Consider the following 24454-nt stretch of genomic DNA (forward strand, 5'->3'; position numbering starts at 1 on the left):
ACCATATATGGAAGAATGGGTTGGGAGTATTTGGCATAAATTCATTGTGCAAAAGAGCAACACTGAATTTGATCATGCCCGAGTTCAATTTGATGATATCAAGAAATCGGTTGGGGTGATTTTTCGTGCACTCGGAGGCTCACCGACAAAACGCGTCGAAGCCGCTATACCGCGTGATTATTACGCCCATAGAAAGTTTATCGATAAAATTTCAGGAGCCAAGCAACAAGTCAGCCTTGCTTGGCAAGATGAAACCAGCCTGCGCTTGCCGCAATCCATCGCTATTTTTGATACGCCAGAACTGAATAAAGAACTCTACCTTTGGCTTGCAGCTCTTGCCCCGCATTACCCCGAACAGTTCACTCACTGGGCCAGAGACAATCAAACAGTCGTAGCAAAAGTACTCTGTAAATACCCCGCTATAAGGCCACGCTACCAACGGCTGGTGGCTGCAATACTCAAGCAACGAGTCCCTATTGAAGCATTGCCTAAATCCTTACAACCGCTCGAACGGGCAGTGATCCAAGCAATAACACATCCTGAATCTATTATTGAATTTCCGGTTGCCCACTACGCACCTCAAGCCATTTATATCTGGTTATATCCTAATGAGAACGTCAAAGCGAACCCCTTTAGCGCAGCAGATATTGATTGCGAAGAAGAGCAAGGTTCATCAGCGGCAAAGAAGCAGCAAAGCGTAAAGGCTAGAAAAAAATCAGAACGAATTGAGGAAGATGACACCAAAGATAGTCTGATGGTTTTTCGCTTAGAAAACTTATTCTCATGGAGCGAGTTTTCACGAGTGAATCGGGCCGAGGACGATACCGAAGATGATGATGCCCAAAGAGTGGCAGAAGACCTTGATATTATTACAGTGGCAAAGGGCTCAAAGCAAAAAACTGCCAAGCTTAAAATAGATCTCGATTTACCGGCAGCCATTGAGGATGACTTACCCTTAGGGAAAGGCATTACACTGCCAGAGTGGAATTATAAATCTAACCTACTGGTTGCCGATCGCTGTCTATTGCAACCTATGTTACCCCGCGATAGCAAGCCACTGGCATTGCCGTCATCATTACACTCGGCCGCCAAAAAAATACGCCAACAATTCCAGCAACTGCAAAGTATTAAAAATTGGCAGAAATCTCAGCCGAGCGGAGATGAAATTGATTTAACCGCCTGGTTGGATTTTCATATTGAAAGTCAGACCTCAATGGCGCAAGACACCGGACTCTACCGTAGCTTTCAGCGCTGCCAGCGTGACATCAGCTGCTTGTTACTCTCAGATCTTTCGATGTCGACAGATGCCTACATCAATAATGAGCTTAGGGTTATTGATGTGATTAAGGACAGTATGCTGTTATTCAGTGAAGCTTTGGCTGCTGTGGGCGATCCATTTGCACTGTATGGTTTCTCATCGGTAAAGCGGCATCACGTTCGGTTTACACTGTTAAAGAACTTTTCCGAATCCTACAATGATCATATACGTGGCCGCATTCTGAGTTTGCGGCCAGGATTTTATACCCGCATGGGGGCAGCAATCCGCCAAGCGAGCAATATTTTGGCGGAACAAACACACCACCGAAAATTGCTGCTTATTTTGACTGATGGCAAGCCGAATGATATCGACAATTACGAAGGTCGATATGGCATTGAAGATACCAAGCAAGCGATTATTGCTGCCCGCCGCCTTGGGCTCATTCCATTTTGTATCACTATAGATCAAAAGGCTGATCAATATCTGCCTTACATTTTTGGTCATAATGGCTTCAGCGTTATCTTTGATCCGAGCCAGTTACCGACAAAGTTACCGCAGCTGTATCATCAACTGACTCAATCTTCTTACTAGATTTTATTGAGCAAAGGAGGCCTAAATGATTGAAAAAGTACCCTGTTTGTATTGTCAGACTGAAAATACACTTGATAGCGAAACGACGAGTTATTTGACCGACCCCGTGCCGGTCTGTTGCCACTGCGGCATGGCTTTACCAAAAGCTCACCCTAGTAGCCGTTTTTACAAAACTAGAGTGTTTTTATGGGCCTTTGTATTCATTGCGTTATTTTGCTTACTGATGATCATTTATTTACCCAGATAACGGATGTCAGCAGACAGGTATGTAAACATGAAAATAAATAAATACGATCAAAAAGAAATAAAACAAGCGTCTGCAATCGCCTTGTGGTCGCTACTCAATCTCACCTTTTTGCCGCTGCTATCGTTTATCGTGTTGCTCAGCAAAATCAATAATTTTGCGGCCAATTCCTTTGCCACTTATCACCTCAATTTTGCCATTAAGTTGAATTTAGCCGCCGCAACGGCATTAATACTCGTGAGTGCACTGATAATATTATTTGGGGGTTTAAATTCTGGGATGACTTGGGTATTTGTCATTACTTATTTTATCTCAGTGCACGCGGTATTTATTCTGATTTCTGTATGGATGTTAGTGCGAGCGTGGGCGGGTCATAAAATGGGCTACAAGCAAGTGTAGTTATTGATATCACGCCTAAAATAGATATAGAGGCTAATGCCTAGCGGATTAAATCAGTTACTAAATCTGCTTCTTAATCAGATGCTTAATGAGGCATAGACAGTAGGGCACTTAAAATAAGAGGTATATCAAGCCAATCGTTATCGGCAGTAAGATGACATAGGCCCGCAGTAAGTTGCGCCACAATGGCGGCGCCTGTTTCAATTCCATATAGACATCAACGATCAGTAGTCCCTTTATCAATGTGAACAGCATGATGCTGGCTAAAATAACCTCTTCCATACCCTGCAACCAGGAATGACTTGAGTCCAGCGCGACACTGCCCATATAAGCAGAAGCGGATGTCAGGATAATCAGATAGAGATAAACTCGGAGAATGAGGCCTTGATGATGGGTCATATTTTGCAGCCTCGCATTAGCCTAGTGATCATTAGTTAATGACGTACAGCAGTGGGAAAATAATGATCCACACGAGGTCGACCATATGCCAGTAGCATGCACCTGACTCAAAACCGGAAAGGCTCTTGCCCTGATAGGCTCCTTTTGTGGTTTTGAATGCCATGGACCCTAAGATGATCATCCCGAGAATGACATGCATGAAATGAAACGCTGTGATAAAAAAATACAAGGTAAAATAGGTATTGGTCGACAAACCAAATCCTTGTTGGATTAACTCGTTATATTCCCATGATTTCACCGCTAAATAGACACTCGCTGTGAGTAACGCCCCGCCCAATAGCGCAGCAGCATAATTTTGGCGAGAATGCTTTACCGCATTTAAGCTTAAGGCGACCAAGCAACTGCTGGAGATTAATGCAACGGTGTTAATCCCCCCTGCGACGGGATGCAGGTAGGTTTGTCCCTGTTGAAACATATCTGGATACAACTGCCGTGTGACTGCAAATCCAATAATAAAAATAGCGAATACTGTCAGTTCCGCCAAAATAAAAAACCACATGGCTAAATCACCTGGCAAATATGGCCGTGGGCTTGATACCACACTCGTGACATCAGCAGTCGGTACCTGATTGGATCCAGTATTGACCATGTTATGATTTTTCATCGCTAGAGGGCATTAACAGTCGAAGTACAGGCGCGCGACATCCATGAGCGCTTCGACAGTACTGATATCATCAGATAAGGGCTCCGCTAGGCAGCTGCGACATGCGGCTAACGGCGACATACCACTGGATATCATTCGCGCCGCATAAATTAACAAGCGGGTAGAAGCCACCTCATCTAAGTCACAGTCCAGTCTGCGCAGTGAGCCTGCCAATTCAATCAGCTTAACCGCTAAGTCTTGCTCTATTTGACATTCTGTCATCAATATTTGGCTCTCAAGCAAAGGATCGGGATAGCCAAGACGCAATGCGACAAAGCGTTGCCGAGTACTCGCTTTCATTCCTTTTAGAATATTTTGGTAACCAGGATTATAAGACACCACCAGCATAAAGCCTGGCGCTGCAGCGAGTTCTTCTCCGGTGCGTTCGATGGGTAATATGCGACGATCATCAGCCAGGGGATGCAGTACCACAGTGGTATCTTTACGCGCCTCGACGATTTCATCGAGATAACAAATACCGCCTTCTCTTACCGCCCTCGTTAGCGGTCCGTCCTGCCAATAAGTCCCATTTGGACCAATCAAATGGCGTCCAACTAAATCAGCGGCGGTTAAATCATCATGACATGCCACTGTGTATAAAGGTCTGCCAAGTTTCTCCGCCATATGAGCGACAAAACGTGTTTTACCACAGCCAGTTGGCCCTTTAATGAGCAATGGCAGTTGATGAGAATACGCGTACTCGAAGAGCTGTATTTCCTTGTCTTGCTGCTGATAGAATATCGGGTCTTTAATAGCAATAGCTGTGGTAGTTGAAAAGGTCATATTGGTCCCTAACATTCGATACTACTCAAAAATAAATCTATTTAAATATAGCATTTATCAAATGTTTAGCAGAAAAACAGCTCGGCTGGTTCCTTAGAAAGCGAGTTTATAATTATTCCATAAGATAGGTGGCTCATAAAAAGGTCGTTACGACAATCAAGGATGGGAAAAAAATAAGGTAAACACGCATCATTAATCGCAAGTAGCGATGGGCATGGCGTAACTCCATGAAATGATCGATGATCATTAACCCCTTACACATCACGGTCAATGCCACCAAGATGCTAACCAACGCTGAAGAACTGAATTGTTCACCCAAAAACGTATTGAATAGCGTTATTCCAATCAGGGTCCACCAGCAATACTCCATTTTTCCAAAAGATTTCATCATGGCCTACCTTAGAACATACAAGAGTGGAAAAATAAGGATCCACATCAAATCAATCATGTGCCAGTACATGGCTAATGCTTCTAGACCTGAATGCTGTTTCGCTGAGTAGGCCCCTCGACGCAAACGAAAAATAACCCACAACACTGCGCATGCAGCCCAACCTACATGGAGAAAATGATTAAAAGTCATATAGTAATAGACGGTAAAAAACTGACTGCTACTGGTGCGAAAGCCCTGTTGATGATTCCAATAGAATTCGCCCGTCTTCACCAATAGGTACAAACAACCACAAGCCAGAGTGAGCCACAGATAGACTTCACACTTGGCTCGATTGTCTAGCCTAATATTGATCATGGCTTTTGCGATAAAGTAACTACTGGAAAGTAGTATCAATGTGTTAGTCACCCCAGCGAGGGTACTTACACTTTGGGGACCTTGGGAAAAGGCTTCTGGGTAGTTGTATTTGGCAATAAAATAGGCGACAAAGAAAATGCCAAATTCGGTTAATTCAGACAGGATCCCCACCCATATCGGAATATGGCCCGGAATTCGACCCGCCCGTTGTTCACTCCATGAACTTGGAAAAATACCCAAAGGCGCTTTTGGGGGCTCACTATTCATCGGTACTGATCATCAAAAGCCCTTTTGACCAATTCTTATTTGTTTACCTTAGTTTAGTTGAATAATGCAAAACAGACTGGGCGGTTCTGTTGATACACAGGCTTGCTAATGTGCGGCGAGTGAGTCGAATAACATGGATATAAATCGAGGTTATAAAAACGACATGGCTAGCCATGATGATTACTTTTATCCCTACATTGAGCATTTACATTTTGATTTTAAGAAATAAATCATATTCGACGGGTATTATGTTGCCAGCAGGTAAAAGCGTGTCTTACCGCAGGGTTATCGTCAGCGTTTATCGCTACCATTGGCGCCAAGCTAAACATGGTTAACTTATCAAAGGAGTATATATGTCCCTTAGCCATCAGCAAAAAGTGTACATACCCAAGGATGTTCGAAGCAATCAATACATCACTGCAGAAATCAAAGTAACGGATGCTTTGTTGGCCCATTACCCCGATTACAAAACGTGTTATAAGACGCTTAGTCGCGCCATTTTTAATCTTGCTGAGCAAGAAGAGTTATATAACATTCATGTGATCACTAATGATAAGTTACCCGTGGTGCGTTTTCACACCGAAGCGTATTGCTTTCCAACCGCAGAGCAGATCATATTTTTCTATAATCCTGAGTATCATGAAGCACAAAGTCTGCATAGTCAGGACGACTATCGCGCACGTAAAATCAGGATTGTATTTTTAGCGACGGGTGAAGATATTCGCAGTAATTCGGCTAACCTTCATCTAAAGGTGCAGTCTTTTATCGCAAAATTGATGCCTCAATTGCCAGAAAAAGATCTCACCATTAAAGTCCGCGATCATCAACATTTATCTTATGATCTGTTCGCCAAAGCTAAGGGCAGTAAAGAGAGTTATGGATATAAACTGCGCTCAATTAGCGACAGATATAAAGCCAGACACTGTCCGCTGCCTGCCGATCACGGTTCATTATGCTATGTCACGGTAAAACTACCTTTAAGCCGTATGCTTAAACAAGCTATGTTGCCAGCAGATGCAAATGACTTTACACCACTGTATCAAAAGCTAGAAGATGCCTTTATCCAAGCAACATCAGCCAAACAGCTCAATCGAATTGCGATGGTGGCTAATGGACTAACACCACTAGTACGCAACAGTAAATACGATCAAGTTGATGGTACCGACGAAGTACAAATGCTCGGCTTTGACCCCAATGTTGAAGAGCAACAATTTATTCGTCATTGGCAGGGTGACTACTTAGTTGAAATGGTTAGCTTTACTATTGCGGCAGGAGTGAAAGACTCTAAAGATGGTGGGCTTGGCCGTTATTTGAATCGGGTTGAAGAAGCGCTAAAGAACTTTGCGGCTGAATTGGCGTTAGATAAATCACGTCAAGAACTCATAGTACGGTTCCATCAACACATTAGTTATCAATGTCCTGAACAGTTAATCAGCTAATAAGCCTTTGTCAGAGTGGCTTGAATAACATAGCCACCCAAGATTGTTGTTTAAAGAGCGAACTGATAGGTTCGCTTTTTACTGGGCGCTAGAAAGTTAATTCATTGGCTATTTAAGCTAAATGAGTTTTACCGCTATGCTTTTGGCTATCATCGCGGCGTTCTTATTACCGCTAGTATGCGCCATCACAATAGCCCCTTCTGTTAGTAAACCTATTTGAATCGCCGTTTCCGCTTTATCTTCTGGCAAATTCGCGGCGATTAAGTCGACTATTCTCTGCTTATGCTTGGCGGAAAACAGGTGTATTAAATTATCCGCTTTAGCATATTCAGCACTGGCATTAATAAAATTACAGCCAAAGAATGTGTCGCTATTAAACCATTCATGTAGCGCATCAAATATGGCTAATACGCCAGACTTACCTGCGATTGTTGCTTGTTCAACCTTACTGTTAAGCATGGCTAATACCTGCTCATGGCGCTGTTGCAACACGGTCAAAATCAACTCATCTTTGCTGCGAAAATGTTTATACAAGGTCGCTTTTGACACCCCTGATTGCGCCAAAATTAAATCAATGCCAGTAGCGTGATATCCGTGCTCATTAAATAGCGCTAATGCGGTGTCGATTAAGTGTTGTTTTCTTGGTTGCATTGTTGATTACCTTGGCTGCTGTTTTGACATTATAGCAACTTTCAACTTGACGTAAACAAGTCTGTTCACCTATAGTGGTGTACAGACTTGTTCACCCTTTATTCCAACAATACAAAAAAAGGTAATTTACTATGTGCAGCACAACAACAGATACAGCCACCAAAGCAGAGTCCATTAGTACGTTAGGGATCCATCACCTCGGTCTCAGCGTGCCAGATATCAAGCAAACAGCAGCCTTTTTTATTGAGCAGTTGGGCTTTACTCAAATAGGCGGAAATGCTGACTATCCTTCCATTTTTATTTCTGACGGTACTGTTATGTTGACGCTGTGGCAGATTAGCTCGGTCGAAAATATGACGACCTTTGATCGTAAAAACAATGTTGGTCTGCATCACTTTGCCCTTAAGGTCGCTAATATCGAGGAGCTAGAACGCTTGCATCTGCAGCTAGCAGTTCTTGATGATGTGGAGATTGAGTTTGCGCCAGAGCCATTAGGGCAACTACCTTTTAAACACATGATGTGCCTGATCCCCGGTGGTATTAGACTTGAATTAATCAGTGCTTAAGGAGCTAATATGGATAACGAACTGGCGCCAAGTTGGCATAAAGGTGAGATCGCTGTGCAGCAGCGGGCAGGAACGGATAAACGTATGGCTGCTGTGGGACCTAAATTTATTCGGCAATTTATGCCGCAACAGCATCGAGATTTTTACCAATCTCAGTCGATGATTTTTATCGGCTATAGCGATCATCAATCAGACATTTGTGCCAGTGTGCTATTTGGTTCGCCAGGTTTTATCCAATCGCCCTCTGAAGTCGAGCTAGTGATCAACACTCAGCAGTCTCTAGGCGATGTTATCGGTGATAACTTGAGTGTGGGTGACCGTATTGGGTTACTTGGGATCCAGTTTGATACTAAACGACGTAATCGTATCAACGGTATCATTACTGATGTCACTCAAAAATATATTCGAGTTGAGGTGCTACAAAGTTTCGGCAATTGCCCGAAATACATTCAACCAAAAAAATTCGCGGCCAACCGCCATTATGGTGAGTTTGCCGTTGACACCCGTGCCCAGCTTAGTGAAACAGATCGACAGCTCATTACGGGGGCAGACACCTTCTTTATTGCCAGCAGCTTTAACGATGGCGAACGGCTCAATAACCGCGGCGCCGATATCTCTCACCGTGGCGGCTCTGCAGGCTTTGTATCGATTAATGCGGCGGGACAATTACTGGTACCTGATTATGTGGGTAATGGCTTTTTTAACACGTTAGGTAATTTGCTTGAGAACCCCACTGCCAGTCTATTATTTTGCGATTGGCAACAAGGCGGTGTACTACAGATAACAGTAACCAGTGAGATTATTTGGCATGATGAGACTTCACCGGCGGAACGAACGCTTTGTTTTACGCCAATTAAAGTTGAACAAATCGCGAATGGCTTAGCTTATATTGAAGCTATTCCATCGTAAGATTTGCGCTATGGCGTTGGGAGTTATCGGTCATATACCATTGCGGTTTTAATCGTTGGCTCTGGGGGGAGATTTATCGGTTTAAATCGCATCTCCGGCTCTAAAATAGGATGGCGTAGATTACTCGGCCAATCTTGATGACTTTTGCAGCTGACGCTAGGCCTAAATGAGCGATAAACGAATTTAACCTGAGATGATTAATGGTTGTTTATTGCACTGTCTTGATTCGTTATTGCACCAAATTGAGACAAAGTTCTATTTTTGGCTGCTAATAAAACGCCCCTTACACGCTAATAAAGCGCACATCTTGCACCTTAATGGTTCACGGAACTGTCTGTTAGTACGCTACTTTTACCCTGTTGCACCAATAATGAAATTAATTGATGTCACGGTTTTGTAAAGTGGGAATAGTTTTTGCTCTCTTAAGTCTATGAAATTAAAAAGAGAATAGCTTTGGAGAGCAGCAATGGACAATATTAGTGATGCTATTGGGGTGATAGCGCAGGGCGCAGATACGCTATTTATCCTACTTGGTGCAATCATGGTGCTAGCCATGCACGCCGGTTTTGCTTTTTTAGAGGTTGGCACGGTTCGACATAAAAACCAAGTTAACGCCTTAGTGAAAATATTAACTGATTTCTCTTTTTCAGCCGTAGCCTACTTTGTGATTGGTTATCAAATCGCTTACGGTAGCCATTTCTTTGTGAGTGCTGATACCTTAGCGGCTAATAATGGCTATGATTTAGTGAAGTTTTTCTTCCTGCTAACCTTCGCCGCGGCCATTCCTGCCATTGTGTCAGGTGGTATTGCTGAACGTGGTAGCTTTCGTCCTTTCTTATTTGCTTCAGCGCTTATCGTCGCGTTCGTGTACCCGTTGTTTGAAGGTATGATTTGGAATGGTAATTTTGGCTACCAATCTTGGTTAGCGAGCACTTTCGGGGCTGAATTCCACGACTTTGCCGGTTCCGTTGTTGTCCATGCGATGGGTGGCTGGTTAGCACTGGTGGCGATTTACTTTTTAGGTGTTCGCGGCGGCCGCAAACCGGGCGTTGCCTTTGCACCTTCAAGTATTCCTTTTCTAGCATTAGGTTCATGGATATTAATCGTCGGCTGGTTTGGCTTTAACGTGATGTCAGCGCAAACCCTTGATGGTGTTAGCGGACTGGTGGCACTCAACAGCTTAATGGCGATGGTGGGCGGAACTATTATTGCGCTTATCGTCGGCAAGAATGACCCTGGATTTATTCATAACGGCCCATTAGCAGGCTTAGTCGCTGTGTGTGCAGGTTCAGACTTAATGCACCCTATCGGTGCATTTGTTGTGGGTGGTGTTGCCGGTGGCTTGTTTGTCATGGTGTTCACTAAATTGCAGCGTAGCACTAAAATTGATGATGTATTAGGCGTGTGGCCATTACACGGTTTATGCGGTGTTTGGGGCGGTATTGCTGCAGGTATATTTGGTCAACAAAGTTTTGGCGGTCTCGGTGGTGTTAGCTTTATGTCGCAGTTAGTGGGCACAGTGACCGGTATTGCTTTTGCCTTAATTGGCGGCGTGATTATTTATGGCATCATCAATAAGATATCAAGCTTACGTTTAAGCCAGGAAGATGAATATATCGGCGCCGATTTAGCCATTCATAAAATCGGTTCGACTAGCTTTGATAAGTAAAATCAACCTTAGCCAGCAATGCGTTTAGCTATCAGGTTATGGATTTAACGCTAAGGGACAGCAATGAACTGGCCAGCCATTAGTCGCTAAATGGGGGCTGACTCGATCTTTGCGGATCATCAAATTGCTTAACCACCTTGTATAGAGGGATTAAAATGGCGGGCCAATTAGACGGGAAAACGGATGTTTAAAGCGAACACGATGGGTCACTTGGCCCCTAAAACCCGACAACAGGTCACAGTTTTTTCTATAACAACTCACTAGGATGTTGCTTATCTATTTTTTATAACACGCCGATTAGCGGAGTCTAACGATGCCCCATATAGCTCATTCCCCAAAGCCTATTATTCTCGATTGCGATCCCGGGCATGACGATGCCATCTCACTTATTCTTGCGTTAAGCAGCAGTAAACTGCAGCCTTTGGCAGTGACCACCAGCGCCGGTAATCAAACGCCAGATAAAACCTTGAACAATGCTCTGCGGATCCTGACCTTGCTCGGTCGCAGTGATATTCCTGTTGCTGGTGGGGCTATCAAGCCATTATCCCGCGAGCTTATTATTGCTGATAATGTTCATGGTGAGAGCGGTCTCGATGGTCCTGAACTGCCTGAACCCAGCTTTATGCCGCTAAATAAGTCTGCGATAGAATTGATAGCGGAAAAAGTCCGTGCTAGCAACGAGCCCGTCACCTTGGTCCCCTCTGGGCCGCTGACTAATATTGCGCTGTTCCTATCAACTTACCCAGAGCTGCATAGCAAAGTTGAACGTATCGTCTTGATGGGCGGGGCGGCAGCTGCCGGTAACTGGACTCCTGCGGCTGAATTTAATATTTTTGTTGATCCAGAAGCCGCTGATATGGTGTTTAAGGCGGGCATTCCCATCACCATGTGCGGATTAGACGTTACCCACCAAGCGCAAATCATGGATGAAGATATTGAGCGCATTAGAAAAATTCCCAATCATGTCGCCAAGTGCGTAGCAGAGTTGCTCGATTTCTTCATGATTTACCACAGAGACCCTAAGTGGGGCTTTGAAGGTGCACCATTGCATGATCCTTGTACCATCGCTTGGTTGCTTAAGCCTGAGTTATTTACCTCTTATGATTGCTGGGTCGGGATTGAAACTAAGGGCGAATACACCCAAGGCATGACGGTGGTTGACCGATATCAACTGACTGAACGTCCGCACAATACTCAGGTGCTGTGCGATATTGATAGAGCAGGCTTTGTTGATCTGATTGTTGAATGCTTAACTGCTTACAATAACGAAAGCTAATATAAGCGCTAATACGAGAGCCAGACGCCAGCCATACTGTAAGAGGGCGGGTCTGCACAAAGAATGGTAATCGAAAAGGGGGCGCAATATTGCATGCGCTCCTTTAGATATTTATCCGTAATATAGTCAATTCTTATCTTGCCCTGTATCATACGTGCCAGACATTTATGATGAAGACTGACAAGATGAGCAATGCCAATAAACCCGCTACCAATGCGCTGCTAAAACAAGCCCACAAAAACATGCCTTTAGGTGTAGCAGATAGCTACCGCTACTGGGGTGAAGAAAATACCGTATTCGTTAAAAGCAGCCTGGGTTGCACCATTACCGATGCCGACGATCAGCAGTTTATCGATTTTCGTCTCGCTTATGGGCCTATCATCTTGGGTTATCGCGATTCTAGAGTCGATCAAGAAGTGGTCGCAGCGATCACTGAACGTGGCACTATTTCTGGCTTTTCAACCGATCTTGATTCCCAAGTCATCGAACTTATTAAGCAGATGTGTCCGAATATTGAAAAGATGCGCTTTGCCAATTCGGGTACCGAAGCGGTGATTGGCGCGGTACGTACCGCTCGTGGTTTTACTAATCGTAACAAAATTGTAGTGGTTGAGGGCGGTTTTCACGGCCTATACGACGAGATGATGTGGAAGTCTGATGTTGATAATTGGGACAACACCACTGAAGAGGCACCAAAGATCACCTCATTTGGTGGCGGTATTCCTGAAGCGAGTCGAGAGCATTTAGAAACAGTGCCTCTGAATGACTTCGCCGCCATTGATGAAGTCTTTGCACGTGTTGGTGATGATATCGCTGCTATCGTGATTGAGCCTATTTTAGGTAACTGCGGCAGCATTGCCTCTTCACAAGAGTACATGCAAAAGTTGCGTGATATTTGTGATGCTAATGGCACCTTGTTGATTATGGATGAGGTTAAAACAGGTTTCCGTGTCGCTAAAGGCGGCGCACAAGAGCTCTACGGTATCCATGCCGATTTAACCACTTATGCCAAAGCCATGGGCAATGGTTATCCGGTCGCCGCCTTTGGTGGTCGTAAAGATGTCATGGATGTGATCAGTTTCGGTAAGAATGGCGTCACCCACGGTGGCACGTATACCGCCAACATGATTGCACTTAGTGCCGCAAAAGCGACATTAACGATTTTGAACGAAACCGATGCCTATGACAGCATCAATAAAGCCGGTGCAGACATTCAACAGGTGTTATCGCGGGTATTTACTAAACACGGAATCGAGCATAAATTTGCTGGTCCTGATGCGATGTTTGGTATTCACTTTGGCAGCGAAGTGCCGCATAACTATCGTGACTGGAAGAAAACAGACAGCGACTTGTATACCGAGTTTGCCCATAACTTGATTAAGAGCGGCATCATGTTAGAACCTGATTCTCGCGAGCCGTGGTTTATCTGTGAATCCCATAAAGATATCGATCTGCTAAAGCTGGAAGAGATTGCCGATGCAGCTATGGCAAAAGCTATCGCTGACCGCAAATAAAGCAGCCCCTAAATCTAGGCTAATAGCTAATAGCTAATGGCTTAAGGTTTTTGATATAAAAAAAAGAGGTTAGCCCTAGGGTTAACCTCTTCTGTCTCAAAATACTAATACGGAGACACAGGATTGATGATTTTTATAAACGTTTCACACTAAATCTTTCGCAGTAAACTCTTTACTCTTATCTCTCCAAATTAAGCTCTGCGCATTAAGCTGTTTACACTAGGCTGGCTAGCATCTCATCTGAATATGTCACGAGTTCCTTGCCTTCACGAACGCGGGCGACATAGTCAGGGTTAGCGATAAACGGCCTGCCGATCGCTAACAGATCAAATTTATTTTCGGCGATGGCGGTGCTGCCCGTTTCGGCGCTGTAACTGCCTACGCCCACGAGTGTTTTACTGTAAACACTGCGTACGTAACTTGATGCACTGCCATCGAGATAATCAAACTGCATGCTGTCGTCAAAAATACCGATATGTAGAAAAGCCAAATCACGCAGCTCAAGCTGAGCTAATAAGTAGTCAAATACGGCGCGGTCTTTGTTGTCGCCGGCCATATTGAAATAAGCGCCAGGTGACACTCTCAGTGCGGTTCTATCACTGCCAATACGCTCACTGATAGCATCGATTACTGCTAACGGAAAACGGGCCATGTTTACGGCTGTTTGACCATATTCATCGGTGCGATGATTACTGGCGTGATGTAAAAACTGGTCGATAAGATAGCCGTTAGCGCCGTGGATCTCGACACCATCAAAACCTGCATCTATCGCGTTTGCCGCAGCCTGAGAGTAATCAGCGACTAACTGCACTATTTCGTCATGGCTAACAGCCTTAGGGACTTGATAGGTTAAATCACGCTTTCTGGGAACACTTCCCTCTAGGCCAACGGCAGAGGGCGCAACTACCTGAGTCGAGCCTGATTTTTCAAAAAAGTGTGGGTGAGCCACTCGACCTGTATGCCATAACTGCGCAAATATTTTGCCACCAGCGTTATGTACTGCATCGGTCACTACTCGCCAACCATCGATCTGAGCTGGGGTAAATAAGCCGGGTGTATTGGGATAGCCTTGACCATCGGGACGGATAATTACCGCTTCAGAGATGATCAAACCCGCTTCGGCGCGGCGAGCATAATAGTCTGCCATGGCTTGAGTTGGCACTAATTCATCATCTGCCATACAACGAGTCAATGGCGCCATCAGGATGCGATTTTGTAGGGTGATAGTCTCGTTGAGCGCAAAAGATTGAAATAGGTTATCCGTCATAACGACCTCGGTATCTTGAATGAACATTCAAGATATTCTTATTTGAATAATCATTCAAGTATTATTTTGAACAAACATTCAAAATTCAGTACAATCAGTTTATAGTCGATGAATGAGTCGAAGCCTGGAGCCAATCTCGTATGCGTAATGCCGAATTTGATAGAGAAAAAGTACTGAGATCTGCCATGACTGCTTTTATGGACAAAGGTTACGGTAAGACGAGTATGCAAGATCTCACTAAAGCCACAGGTCTACACCCAGGCTCTATCTACTGTGCGTTCGATAATAAACGCGGTCTTCTATTAGCGGCTTTAGAGCAATATAAAACCGATAGAAGTGCCGAGTTTCTGCGGTTTTTCTCTGGGAATAAACCGGTATTAGTCGAGCTAAAAGCGTATCTGGATAACATAGTGCAGGAGTGCATCAGTTGCGAAGCCGCTAAGGCTTGTTTGTTGACTAAAGCGCTTAATGAAATGGCGCAACAAGATGAAGAAGTGCAAACAATCATTACCGAGAACCTAGCCAACTGGCAACAGGGGATCGCCGATGTGTTGGCGTTAGCTCAATCTAAAGGTGAGCTCAGCGCTAAACGTGATAGCCAACATTTGGCGCGCTTTTTAGTCATGGGAATTTATGGTTTAAGAACCTTTGCCCACACGCATCCTAAGGGTGAAACACTGCAAGAACTTGCCGACCAACTCTTTTTCGATATCACTGCTTAGCGCTGCTGATTTAAAGGGCTAAAGCGAAGCCCTTTAAACTCAGACATCTCCACCTTTTACTCAGCCTCAAATTCTAAACCCAAGCCTACAATCGCATTTGCGTGTTTCATCGAGACGCACTATGCCTAATTATCGACTCTAATAAACTTACCTTGTAGCCTAGTCAAATATCGATACAAAAGCGTGCTTTTTGAAGTCCTCATTCTGGATCTTTTTCGCTCATAAAACTGGCTGGCTTAGTATTTTTTATGACTGCCAATTCTTTGAGTCACTGTTTATTAGCAAGCATGTATTTGTACCGTTATTTAAATCAAGACTATAGTAAGGAATAGAAAAGTGGCGTGGGGTTATTGGGTTTGTCGGTAAATGATGGCAGTAAGTTTTATTCACGGCGAATAATCACTTCTAACAACACTTTAATGGATTGATGATTGAATAGAACATTAGAATAAATGTTGATTAAAAATCAACTTTTACATAAATCAGCCTGCTATTGGAGACGATATGATATCAGTCAATAAAAGTACCCTATTTGCAATAACCTTACTATGTGTAAGTTCATTAGGTGCCGCTCAGGCCGAGCAGTATGTGTTTCCTGAGAAAGGACAAACCGCTGAACAACAAACAGCCGATGAAGCCAGTTGTGATGCATGGGCGGCAACAGAGTCAGGTTACAATCCAAGTCAACCGCAAGCGGCACCCGTTGCAGCAGCTCCTACTCAAGAGCAAGGTGCTGAACGCGGTTCAGGGATGCGTGGAGCAATCTCAGGCGCCGCTACCGGTGCTGTTGTTGCAGAGATAGGTGATGATGATAGAAGTGATGCTGCAGCCAATGGTGCCGCTGTAGGGGCTGTTGCAGCAAGACGACAAAGCCGTCGACAAAATGCTAATGAAGCTGATCAACAGGCGGCAACACAACAACAAGCGCAAGCCGAAGTGCAAAGCAGTAATACTCAAGGAACGGAAGAGTTTAATCGCGCCCGTTCAGCTTGTTTAGAAGGTAAGGGTTATAGCGTTAAATAATACTAACCTTGGTGCTAATATATGTAAGGGACGATGACTATCGTCCTTTTTTGATGTTAACCTCCCGCTCGAAACACTTATGACTACGCCAGATAAAATCCAATATCCCCACCATAATCACCAAGCAGCTGGCTATCAAACTCACTTTTGTATTTAGCCCGTTTGGGTCATTAGAGACAGAGCCCTCTTTGCCTGCATGGTTTATTTATAAGCGAATACTTAATCGTTAAAGTTGTTGTCGATTTGTAATTCTTAGTTAGATCATCTAACCTGTTTTTTCATTTAAAGGGAATTGCATCGCGGTTTAATCCGTAAAAATAAGGTCTATAGGGCTTAATGCAAACGGCCACAGGAGAAACATGTCAGACTCTGATATATCACCTCAATTCAGTTCAAAAATGGGCATTACTGATTATAAAAAAGTAATCCAAGATGCCGACAACTACTTTAATAAGCACTTTACTCACGTTGCTATCGACGAAATCGTAAAGTTACGCGCTGATTTTTTTGATTCCTTGCTGCTCCACCTCTGGGAATGCGCCGGTCTTGCGACCGAAAACCTATCTCTTAATGCGGTCGGCGGCTATGGCCGTCAAACGTTACACCTACACTCCGACATTGATATTTGCGTATTATTTTCGCAAGAGCTGAGTCCCTATCAAGAGACACAAATAGGGCAGTTTTTTACCCAACTATGGGATATTGGTCTAGAGCTTGGCCATAGTGTTCTAGCTCTGAATGAAATAGATAAAGCGTGTGAAGACATCACCATTGCAACGTCACTGTTTGAAATTCGCCATTTAACAGGACCAGAGTCTCACGCTAAACAGGTGTTAGAGAGACTCTATGGTGATGATCTCTGGAGCAGTGAAGCTTTCTTTAAAGCCAAATTTAGTGAGCAAGATGAACGCCATAAAAAGGCACAAGGCAGTGCTTTTAGCCTCGAGCCTAACCTAAAAAATAGTCCCGGTGGAATGCGCGATATCCAAACGCTTATCTGGGTAACCCGCAAGTATTTTGCAGCAGAAGATATGGCGGCCTTAAGGCGATTCGGTTTCTTTACCGCCGACGAACATGCAGAATTATTAGAGTCACAACATTTTATCTGGCGTACACGTTGGGCATTACACGCTGCAGCACAACGTTCTGAAAACCGACTACTTATCTCTTTGCAAAGTGATGTTGCTAGGCTGATGGGCTTTGGCGACAACAGTCACCTTGCCATCGAAAAAATGATGCGTCAGCTATACCGTGCCATGAGGCGGATTAGCGAACTAAATCAAATGTTATTGCAGTATTTTAAAGATGAAATACTGGTACAAACAGACAAGAAGTCGATAGTGTTAAATCAACACTTTGAAATAAATGGTCGACAGATAAATGCTCGCCATGATGATGTCTTTGTTGACCGTAAGCAGCTTATTGCTCTGTTTATCCATATTGCAGAAAACGCTAACGATATTGATGGTATTTCGCCGCAAACGATTCGACTAATACGCCAGGTTAGGCGACGACTACTGGGCGACCTGCAAGATTTTGATCGCTGCCGTAAAGAGTTCCTCGCGCTATTTCGTCACCCTCAAGGCATGGGGCTTGCGCTGACATTAATGCATAGACATGGCATTTTAGCGTCGTATCTTCCGCAGTGGCGTGAAATTGTCGGTCAGATGCAATTCGACCTCTACCATGTTTATCCCGTTGATGAGCATACTCATAAGTTACTCAAAAACTTATATTCACTCGGCGGCAAAGCTGAAATCCCCTCGCTTGCCCAGCCTAGCGCTGTTTACAAAGCGATAGAGAATAAAGAAGTATTGCTATTAGCGGCCTTATTCCATGATCTAGGCAAGGGACGTGGCGGTGATCACAGTGAATTAGGGGCTGTCGACGCGCTGCAATTTGCTAAGTTTCATGAGCTAAAACCTTCACAAGCTAAGGTGATAGCTTGGTTAGTTAAAAATCATCTATTGTTATCGTTATCCTCTCAACGGTTAGATATATATGACCCGTCGGAAGTTAAGAACCTTGCCAAAGCGATTGGCACTAAAGCCAGACTCGACGCTCTCTATTGTTTAACGGTTGCCGACATTAAGGCGACCAACGATGATCTGTGGACTAACTGGAAGGCAACGTTACTGCGAGATCTATATTTGTCGATTAGTTATGCACTGCGTAATGGCTTAGAAAATGTTTTAGAGCAGCGAACTATCGTCCGTGAACACAAAAATGAAGCGCTAGAATTGATAGGCTTGAGTGAACATCCTGATGTGATTAAACAGCTTTGGAAACGCTTACCGTTATCCTTTTTCAGTAATGCTCAACCCAGTGAAATTGCTCGCTATTCTAAAGCCATGACACAACACCCTGCAGAGCATTCACTTATTTTGCTCGATGAAAGCAGCACTAAAGGTAGCAGCGATCTATTCGTTTATATGAAAGATAAGCCGGGCTTATTTGTGACACTATTTAATACCTTAGCCTCACTACAGATCTCGGTTCAGCAAGCTAATATTTCTAGGACTAAAGATGGTTATGTGGTGGAGTCTTTAAAAATACTCGATTACGATCAACATCCAATAAGAACCGCTGGGCGACGTGATCGTATCAAGCAAAGGCTTAAACAAGTGCTGTTTGAAAACAGAAAGCTGCCTAAAAAGCGCCTTAATAGCAACATTGACTCATTTGTCAGCGAAGCTAAAGTAGAATTTTTGCACTCTCGTAAAAAGGATAGAACGCTGATCAGTGTTACCGCGCTCGACAATCCACAATTTATGAGTCACTTCTGTAACGGTTTCAGGTTATTCGAACTCAATATTCACTCCGCAAAAATAACCACCGTGGGTGAGCAAGTTGATAATGTATTTTTGGTCTCTGATAAAGAGGGGCAATCATTAGACGATGAAAACAAACAAGCGCTTAAATCCTTCTTTGTCGATATGATTAACGAACAAACTCCTGCTTAATTCATTATGATTTCAGCTCCCTGCTTATTCATCGAATAGGCAGGGAGCTGTTAATTAAACTCCGTAAGTGCTTTACTGCAAGTCGATATTAGCGATTAACACTGGCTAAATTGGCAACCAACTTATCTTGTGTACTCTCACGTTTATTAGCTTTAGCGATAAAGAATAACCCTATGATGGGCACAATAATGGCCGCGTAAGGGATCATGCCTGCTCCCATGTGACTATCAAGTACCATCCCACCAAGGAATCCACCAAATGCATTGGCTAAGTTAAATGCTGATATATTGGCTGTTGCCGCAAGTTCTTGGCCTTCACCACCGTGATTCATGACGCGAAGCTGCATAGCCGGTACATTGGCAAATGAGGCTATACCGAATACAAATAGGGCAATAACAAACAGAATTTGGTTATCAATAACCAGACCAACAATGATAAGGGAAACAATCATCGCGATTGCCCAGAACATTGACGCTTTTCTAAGATTCTTGTCTGAAGAGCGACCACCAAGTATGTTGCCAATAATGAGACCTAGACCAACAATAACGAGGATCCAAGTGACTGCCTCTGGGCTATAACCTGCAATGTGCGTTGCTATAGGTGCGATGTATCCATAGAGGGCCATGAAACCTGACCAAGCTAACGCTGTGATGGCTAAGCTCATTATGAGCATTGGATTTTTGAATGCTTGTAGCTGACTTTTTATATTTTTTGCTTCACCGTGACCCGTTGACTTGATAGACATTAGGATTGAAATCATGGCGATGGCGCCAAACGCAGCAACAATAAAGAAGGTGTTGTGCCAGCCAAATTTTAGGCTGATCCACGTGCCAGCAGGAACACCTAGTACATTAGCAAGTGTCAGACCCGCGAACATTTGACCTACTGCGCGACCGGCCATTTTCTCTGATACTAAGCCTGTCGCAACAACTGCACCTATTCCATAAAAGGGCCCTTGTACCAAGCCGGCAATTACTCGACTAAGAAGGAGTAAATTATAAGTGGGTGCTAGCGCTGACATTATATTGCCGATGATGAACAATGCCATCAAGCCAATGAGTACTTTTTTCTTATTAAAACGGGCTAGATAAATCGTTAAGATTGGGCCACCGATAACAATCGCTAATGCGTATGCACTAATTAAATATCCTGCCTGACCTTCTGTGATTGATAGTGATGTTGCAACTTGAGGAAGGATCCCCGCGATAACAAATTCTGCAGTGCCAATAGCGAAGGCTGCAAGTGTGAGGATCCATACTTGTAACGGCATTTTTTCTTTATTCATGATTAATGACCTTGGTTTACTTTATGATTTATTTGGCATGGCTTTGCACACCAGACAGGTTGTTTTTATCGACTAATTGATGAGAGCGCCACCATCAACGTCAATGACAGAGCCCGTCATATACGGGTTGGTAATTGCCATGACATAAGCCATCGCTATATCTGCAGGCGTTGCTACTCTGCCTGCGGGTAAATTGCGTTCAGCGTTTTCATACATGGCTTCACGAGATGGGATATCCATATTTTTATATGCTGTAGTCATGGTTAAACCAGGGCTAACCGCATTAACTCGAATCGGCGCGAGCTCTTTAGCTAGCACTTTTGTTACCGCCTCTAACGCCGCATTAATGGCGCTTTTTACGTAAGTATTGGCAACAACTTTGCGAGAGAACATGCCCGTTGTCAGTGTTATTGTTCCATTGGGTGTCAGGTAGCGGGCAGCATGCTTAGCAACATTGATGGCACCCCAAAACTTGATATCGAAGGCTTGTTTAGCATCATCAACGGCAACGTCAGTTACTTTTCCCGCAGGGGCATATGAGCCTGCGGTAACGATAAGATGATCGAAAGGGCCAATGGATTCGAAATAACGATGTACTGCTTTCTCGTCACTGATATCTAACCCGGTTGTACGGCTTGCTACATGAACAATGTTATTGCCATTATTGAAGTGTTTTGCCACGGCCTCACCTATCCCTGATGCACCGCCAATGATGACGTAGGTTATTTTTTTCTGGTCCATGGTTAGTTCCTTCAGTTGTTATTGATGACAGTTGCTATTATATTCATTCGTATTAATTTGATAATTGGGCAAAATACGAAGTCATTATTCGTCTGAGCTGAATAATAGGAGGGGGAGTGGATAAATTCTCTGATATGGAAATGTTCGTCAGCATTGTGAAACATCAAGGACTCGCCGCCGCTGGGCGCGATATTGGCCTTTCTCCTGCCACAATGACGGCAAGGCTACAGGCGCTTGAAGAAAGATACGCGGTGAAACTGCTTAATCGAAGTACCCGACATATCTCTCTGACAGATTCGGGGGCTTTGTACTACAAGGCGTGTATAGAGATTTTAGATAATGTCAGTGAAACTGAAGCTCTGATCCAGAATGGCGTCAAGGAGGTAAAAGGTTCACTGAGAATAGCGGCGCCAAAGGATGTCGGTAAGCAATATATTCTTCCTATACTGTCTGACTTTTGTAAACTGTACCCTGATGTGGTGCCCTACCTATATTTGAACGATAACATCGCCAATATTGCAGAATCGAGTATGGATATTGTTATTCGGTATGGAGAGCTAGCTGACAGCAATTTAATATCACGACGTCTGTCGGCCAGTAGGCGAGTGTTATGTGCCTCGCCCGAGTACCTCAAAAAACATGGAGTACCATTAACACCACAGGATTTGGTGAGTCATCATTGCCTTGCCATGTTGCGCAGTAATGAGGAGTTAAAAACCTGGCATTTTCAAGATAAAGATAAGAGGAATTCAATCACTGTTGTCCCCAAGCGATTTTCTGATGATGGTGAGGTTATTCGATGCTGGGCATTAGAAGGGGCTGGAATAGCTCTTAAATCAGTGTTAGACATTCAAGATGATATTGATAACCTACGTCTGGTGACTGTACTCAATGGATACATGCAGAACTTCAATGCATCGACATCAGTATCGAGTGCAAATTTGAATGTGGTGTACATTAGTAAGCAGTATCAGCCGAAACGCATTAGATTATTCTTAGACTTTTTGATTGATAAATTCAGTTATCAATCAAAACAATAAGATTAAACTCACTCTATCTCCTGTTTGTTGTTGAACGAATGGGAGGCCTATTATTTAATGCAATAAAGCGAATAGACCACCCATAGTAGTGGGGTAATTTTTGAATCAGAAGTACGGTGCTAAACTCGTTTTTTAGACCAATCTAAACATGGGCTTAAAATATTTAGGTTATAGCGTAGAGGGACTCAGAGCGATTTGCCTTTTTTCGATACCGCATGAACTGGTGTTATTGGATTTTTAATAATATGTCCCTTTTTTATTCCTTTGATAGTGCCTACAGCGGCAACGATCCAAGAAATAAATAGGCCTATAAATAAAATGACGGCAGCCCAGCGGAACACATCCAAATCGGTATGGATTGCCAGCTGAATCGTCCCGGTTACGCAAGTGCCGACGGGGAAGGTGAATGCCCACCACGTTAACGCAAAAGGCATCTTATTACGCAGTGCGCGTAAGGTGAGTAGGCTTACCAATATTGACCAAAAGAAGGCGAATCCCCAAACCGGCACACCATAAATAATCGCCATATTGTTCATGCTATCGCCAATAGGGCCTTCAACAACAAGTAATGCAGCAGTACCTAACGCACCCGCCGCAGTAATCGACTGCCCTAGCGGCCCTAATACTATCCAAAGTGTGGGTACTCGAGGGCCACCAGAAGTACCGGAATGCGCTAAGCGACTCCAGATCAGAGTGATGATAATGAATGCACTAAACAAACTCACCCCAAACATGGCATAGCAACCGTAAAGCATTAACTGCTGTATCTCAGGGTTGGCTATATAGGGGATAAGCATTGCGCCTATCGCTGCAGACACCATCGGTGGTACGACGGGCATCAGCCAGCCACCAAAAGCACCATCATCACGTACTTCATAGTGAGTGAATAAACGGTAGGGAATGGCAACGGAGACGATAAGGCCACTCAACGTGCCGAATACCCATAGTGCCCACGCTATCGTTAACGTCGTCGGCTCTGAAAAAAGATGGTTACCATATAAAATGGTGCCGCCAGCCACTGTTAATAGTGCCATTGGTGGAGCCCCGAAAAACTGCGCCATGATGGGATCATTAATCTGGCGTTTGATAATATGAGGTTTGACTATTGCTTGAAGTATTTTCAGCCCCACCATGATAATTAGCATTAAAAATGCCAACAGCCAAATGGCTAATCCTACGTTTACTAATTGCTTACCGACATAAGGCAGGTTAGCAAGAGCATTTGCAATAATGCCGGTGCCCATAACTGCGGCAAACCAGTTGGGCCCAATTTCGGTGCTTAATTCTACTTGGTCATTTTTAGTCATAGTTAGGCTTTAGTCTTTGCGAATGTTACGAGGTCATAAATTTAACGTTAGTATATAAGGATAAGTTGTCATTCTGTTGTTTGAGACAATATTTATAATAATTAGGTGATTAAGAGTACTTATCAAATAGAAAAATTATTCTATTACTGCTGCTTTGTTACTATGTCATTAAGAAGCGAATAAACTTAAGCTGGATTCAAGTAATGATTAAATCGGTGCAGAGTAAACTTTTGAAATACAGTTATGAATGAAGCCATCACGATCTCACTTCCGTCTCTTATTCACCGAATAGGAAGGGATGCCGTCAATCGAGCCAAAGTTGTTGCTACCCAGTATCATTGCGAGCTTAAACGTGTGCGGCGTTCCAGAAACTGGGGGCTTTCTGGTGAGGCGATCAGTATTCAATCATTCGCAGGGCAGTTGAAAGCGGAGTCATTACAAGCGCTGGAGTTGAAGTCGATCGATGAGGGAGAATTTCGTTATCTTGTGCAAAAGATTGAAACTGCCTTGCTTGATCATGCTGATAAGTTAGAGCCTTTAGCGGAAAAGTTAGTTCGCCTAATTAACGAAAACCCTAATGTCACCTTGGCTGAATTGATACACGTCACCGATTGCACCATGAGTGAAGCCAGAACCGCTCGTTTTGATGCTGACTCTTGGTAGTGGCAGCTGTTCAAACGAGGCAGCGTTCAG

Annotated in this window: 24 protein-coding genes; 14 read left to right on the top strand and 10 right to left on the bottom strand. The window is 43.9% G+C overall.

The annotated features are described in order from the left end of the window. Positions 1-7: 7 nt before the first annotated feature. From CXF86_RS00790 to CXF86_RS00800, 3 genes are read left to right on the top strand one after another with little or no spacing between them, the layout of a single operon-like run. Positions 8-1849 carry a nitric oxide reductase activation protein NorD gene (locus CXF86_RS00790; protein WP_102038105.1) on the top strand — a complete coding sequence of 614 codons (1842 nt, stop codon included), beginning with the start codon at positions 8-10 and terminating at the stop codon, positions 1847-1849. Positions 1850-1874: 25 nt separating this feature from the next. Then, positions 1875-2096 carry a DnrP protein gene (locus tag CXF86_RS00795; RefSeq protein WP_101093187.1) on the top strand — a complete coding sequence of 74 codons (222 nt, stop codon included), beginning with the start codon at positions 1875-1877 and terminating at the stop codon, positions 2094-2096. Positions 2097-2123: 27 nt separating this feature from the next. Beyond that, positions 2124-2492: a hypothetical protein gene (locus CXF86_RS00800; RefSeq protein ID WP_102038106.1), complete on the top strand. Its 369-nt coding sequence runs from the start codon at positions 2124-2126 to the stop codon at positions 2490-2492. A gap of 111 nt (positions 2493-2603) precedes the next feature. Here CXF86_RS00800 and CXF86_RS00805 read toward each other — a convergent pair whose 3' ends face one another. The 5 genes from CXF86_RS00805 to CXF86_RS00825 form a co-directional block, all read right to left on the bottom strand. Then, entirely contained in the window at positions 2604-2891 is a 288-nt protein-coding gene (locus tag CXF86_RS00805) for a cytochrome C oxidase subunit IV family protein (RefSeq protein ID WP_102038107.1), read from the bottom strand. A 31-nt stretch (positions 2892-2922) separates the two neighbouring features. Then, the gene (locus CXF86_RS00810) at positions 2923-3555 is read right to left on the bottom strand and encodes a cytochrome c oxidase subunit 3 family protein (RefSeq protein WP_257985235.1); all 633 of its coding nucleotides are present in this window, start codon (positions 3553-3555) and stop codon (positions 2923-2925) included. A 12-nt stretch (positions 3556-3567) separates the two neighbouring features. After that, positions 3568-4377 carry a CbbQ/NirQ/NorQ/GpvN family protein gene (locus CXF86_RS00815; protein ID WP_101093181.1) on the bottom strand — a complete coding sequence of 270 codons (810 nt, stop codon included), beginning with the start codon at positions 4375-4377 and terminating at the stop codon, positions 3568-3570. A gap of 133 nt (positions 4378-4510) precedes the next feature. Further along, the gene (locus CXF86_RS00820) at positions 4511-4768 is read right to left on the bottom strand and encodes a cytochrome C oxidase subunit IV family protein (protein WP_232775150.1); all 258 of its coding nucleotides are present in this window, start codon (positions 4766-4768) and stop codon (positions 4511-4513) included. A gap of 3 nt (positions 4769-4771) precedes the next feature. After that, a complete protein-coding gene (locus CXF86_RS00825) occupies positions 4772-5389 on the bottom strand; it encodes a cytochrome c oxidase subunit 3 family protein (RefSeq protein ID WP_101093177.1) in 618 nt (205 codons plus the stop codon). A 353-nt stretch (positions 5390-5742) separates the two neighbouring features. Here CXF86_RS00825 and CXF86_RS00830 point away from each other — a divergent pair, with 353 nt between their 5' ends. Then, positions 5743-6828, top strand: a complete 1086-nt coding sequence (locus CXF86_RS00830) for a DUF3083 family protein (RefSeq protein ID WP_102038108.1) — start codon at positions 5743-5745, stop codon at positions 6826-6828. Positions 6829-6945: 117 nt separating this feature from the next. Here CXF86_RS00830 and CXF86_RS00835 read toward each other — a convergent pair whose 3' ends face one another. Next, complete coding sequence (locus CXF86_RS00835) at positions 6946-7479, bottom strand: TetR/AcrR family transcriptional regulator (protein WP_102038109.1); 534 nt, start codon at positions 7477-7479, stop codon at positions 6946-6948. 131 nt (positions 7480-7610) lie between these two features. Between CXF86_RS00835 and CXF86_RS00840 the strand changes: the two genes are divergently transcribed. The 5 genes from CXF86_RS00840 (at position 7611) to CXF86_RS00860 (ending at position 13413) form a co-directional block, all read left to right on the top strand. Further along, the gene (locus CXF86_RS00840) at positions 7611-8045 is read left to right on the top strand and encodes a VOC family protein (RefSeq protein WP_101093171.1); all 435 of its coding nucleotides are present in this window, start codon (positions 7611-7613) and stop codon (positions 8043-8045) included. A 9-nt stretch (positions 8046-8054) separates the two neighbouring features. Beyond that, entirely contained in the window at positions 8055-8954 is a 900-nt protein-coding gene (locus CXF86_RS00845; protein ID WP_102038110.1) for a pyridoxamine 5'-phosphate oxidase family protein, read from the top strand. Between the two features lie 466 nt (positions 8955-9420). After that, a complete protein-coding gene (locus CXF86_RS00850) occupies positions 9421-10623 on the top strand; it encodes an ammonium transporter (protein WP_101093167.1) in 1203 nt (400 codons plus the stop codon). Positions 10624-10936: 313 nt separating this feature from the next. Then, positions 10937-11899: a pyrimidine-specific ribonucleoside hydrolase RihA gene (rihA, locus tag CXF86_RS00855; protein ID WP_102038111.1), complete on the top strand. Its 963-nt coding sequence runs from the start codon at positions 10937-10939 to the stop codon at positions 11897-11899. A gap of 167 nt (positions 11900-12066) precedes the next feature. Continuing rightward, positions 12067-13413, top strand: coding sequence for an aspartate aminotransferase family protein (locus CXF86_RS00860; RefSeq protein ID WP_232775149.1), 1347 nt, complete (start codon positions 12067-12069; stop codon positions 13411-13413). Positions 13414-13627: 214 nt separating this feature from the next. Here CXF86_RS00860 and CXF86_RS00865 read toward each other — a convergent pair whose 3' ends face one another. Continuing rightward, positions 13628-14680, bottom strand: a complete 1053-nt coding sequence (locus CXF86_RS00865) for an alkene reductase (RefSeq protein ID WP_102038197.1) — start codon at positions 14678-14680, stop codon at positions 13628-13630. A 140-nt stretch (positions 14681-14820) separates the two neighbouring features. Between CXF86_RS00865 and CXF86_RS00870 the strand changes: the two genes are divergently transcribed. From CXF86_RS00870 to glnD, 3 genes are all read left to right on the top strand, one after another. After that, positions 14821-15402, top strand: a complete 582-nt coding sequence (locus CXF86_RS00870) for a TetR/AcrR family transcriptional regulator (protein ID WP_102038112.1) — start codon at positions 14821-14823, stop codon at positions 15400-15402. A 504-nt stretch (positions 15403-15906) separates the two neighbouring features. Continuing rightward, positions 15907-16425 (top strand): hypothetical protein, encoded by a 519-nt coding sequence (locus tag CXF86_RS00875; protein ID WP_101093159.1) that lies wholly within the window; start codon positions 15907-15909, stop codon positions 16423-16425. A 359-nt stretch (positions 16426-16784) separates the two neighbouring features. Then, positions 16785-19388 (top strand): [protein-PII] uridylyltransferase, encoded by a 2604-nt coding sequence (gene glnD, locus CXF86_RS00880; protein WP_102038113.1) that lies wholly within the window; start codon positions 16785-16787, stop codon positions 19386-19388. 88 nt (positions 19389-19476) lie between these two features. Here the strand turns inward: glnD and CXF86_RS00885 are convergent, their stop codons facing one another. After that, positions 19477-20673 carry an MFS transporter gene (locus CXF86_RS00885; protein WP_101093155.1) on the bottom strand — a complete coding sequence of 399 codons (1197 nt, stop codon included), beginning with the start codon at positions 20671-20673 and terminating at the stop codon, positions 19477-19479. Between the two features lie 72 nt (positions 20674-20745). Beyond that, positions 20746-21414, bottom strand: coding sequence for an SDR family oxidoreductase (locus CXF86_RS00890; RefSeq protein ID WP_102038114.1), 669 nt, complete (start codon positions 21412-21414; stop codon positions 20746-20748). Positions 21415-21530: 116 nt separating this feature from the next. Between CXF86_RS00890 and CXF86_RS00895 the strand changes: the two genes are divergently transcribed. After that, the gene (locus tag CXF86_RS00895) at positions 21531-22454 is read left to right on the top strand and encodes a LysR family transcriptional regulator (protein WP_102038115.1); all 924 of its coding nucleotides are present in this window, start codon (positions 21531-21533) and stop codon (positions 22452-22454) included. Positions 22455-22639: 185 nt separating this feature from the next. Here CXF86_RS00895 and CXF86_RS00900 read toward each other — a convergent pair whose 3' ends face one another. Continuing rightward, positions 22640-23761, bottom strand: coding sequence for a TDT family transporter (locus CXF86_RS00900; RefSeq protein WP_102038116.1), 1122 nt, complete (start codon positions 23759-23761; stop codon positions 22640-22642). A 243-nt stretch (positions 23762-24004) separates the two neighbouring features. Here CXF86_RS00900 and CXF86_RS00905 point away from each other — a divergent pair, with 243 nt between their 5' ends. Continuing rightward, complete coding sequence (locus CXF86_RS00905; RefSeq protein WP_101093147.1) at positions 24005-24424, top strand: ribosome recycling factor family protein; 420 nt, start codon at positions 24005-24007, stop codon at positions 24422-24424. Positions 24425-24454 lie beyond the last annotated feature (30 nt).

The sequence above is a fragment of the Shewanella sp. GutCb genome (genome assembly GCF_002836135.1).
GTDB lineage: Bacteria > Pseudomonadota > Gammaproteobacteria > Enterobacterales > Shewanellaceae > Shewanella.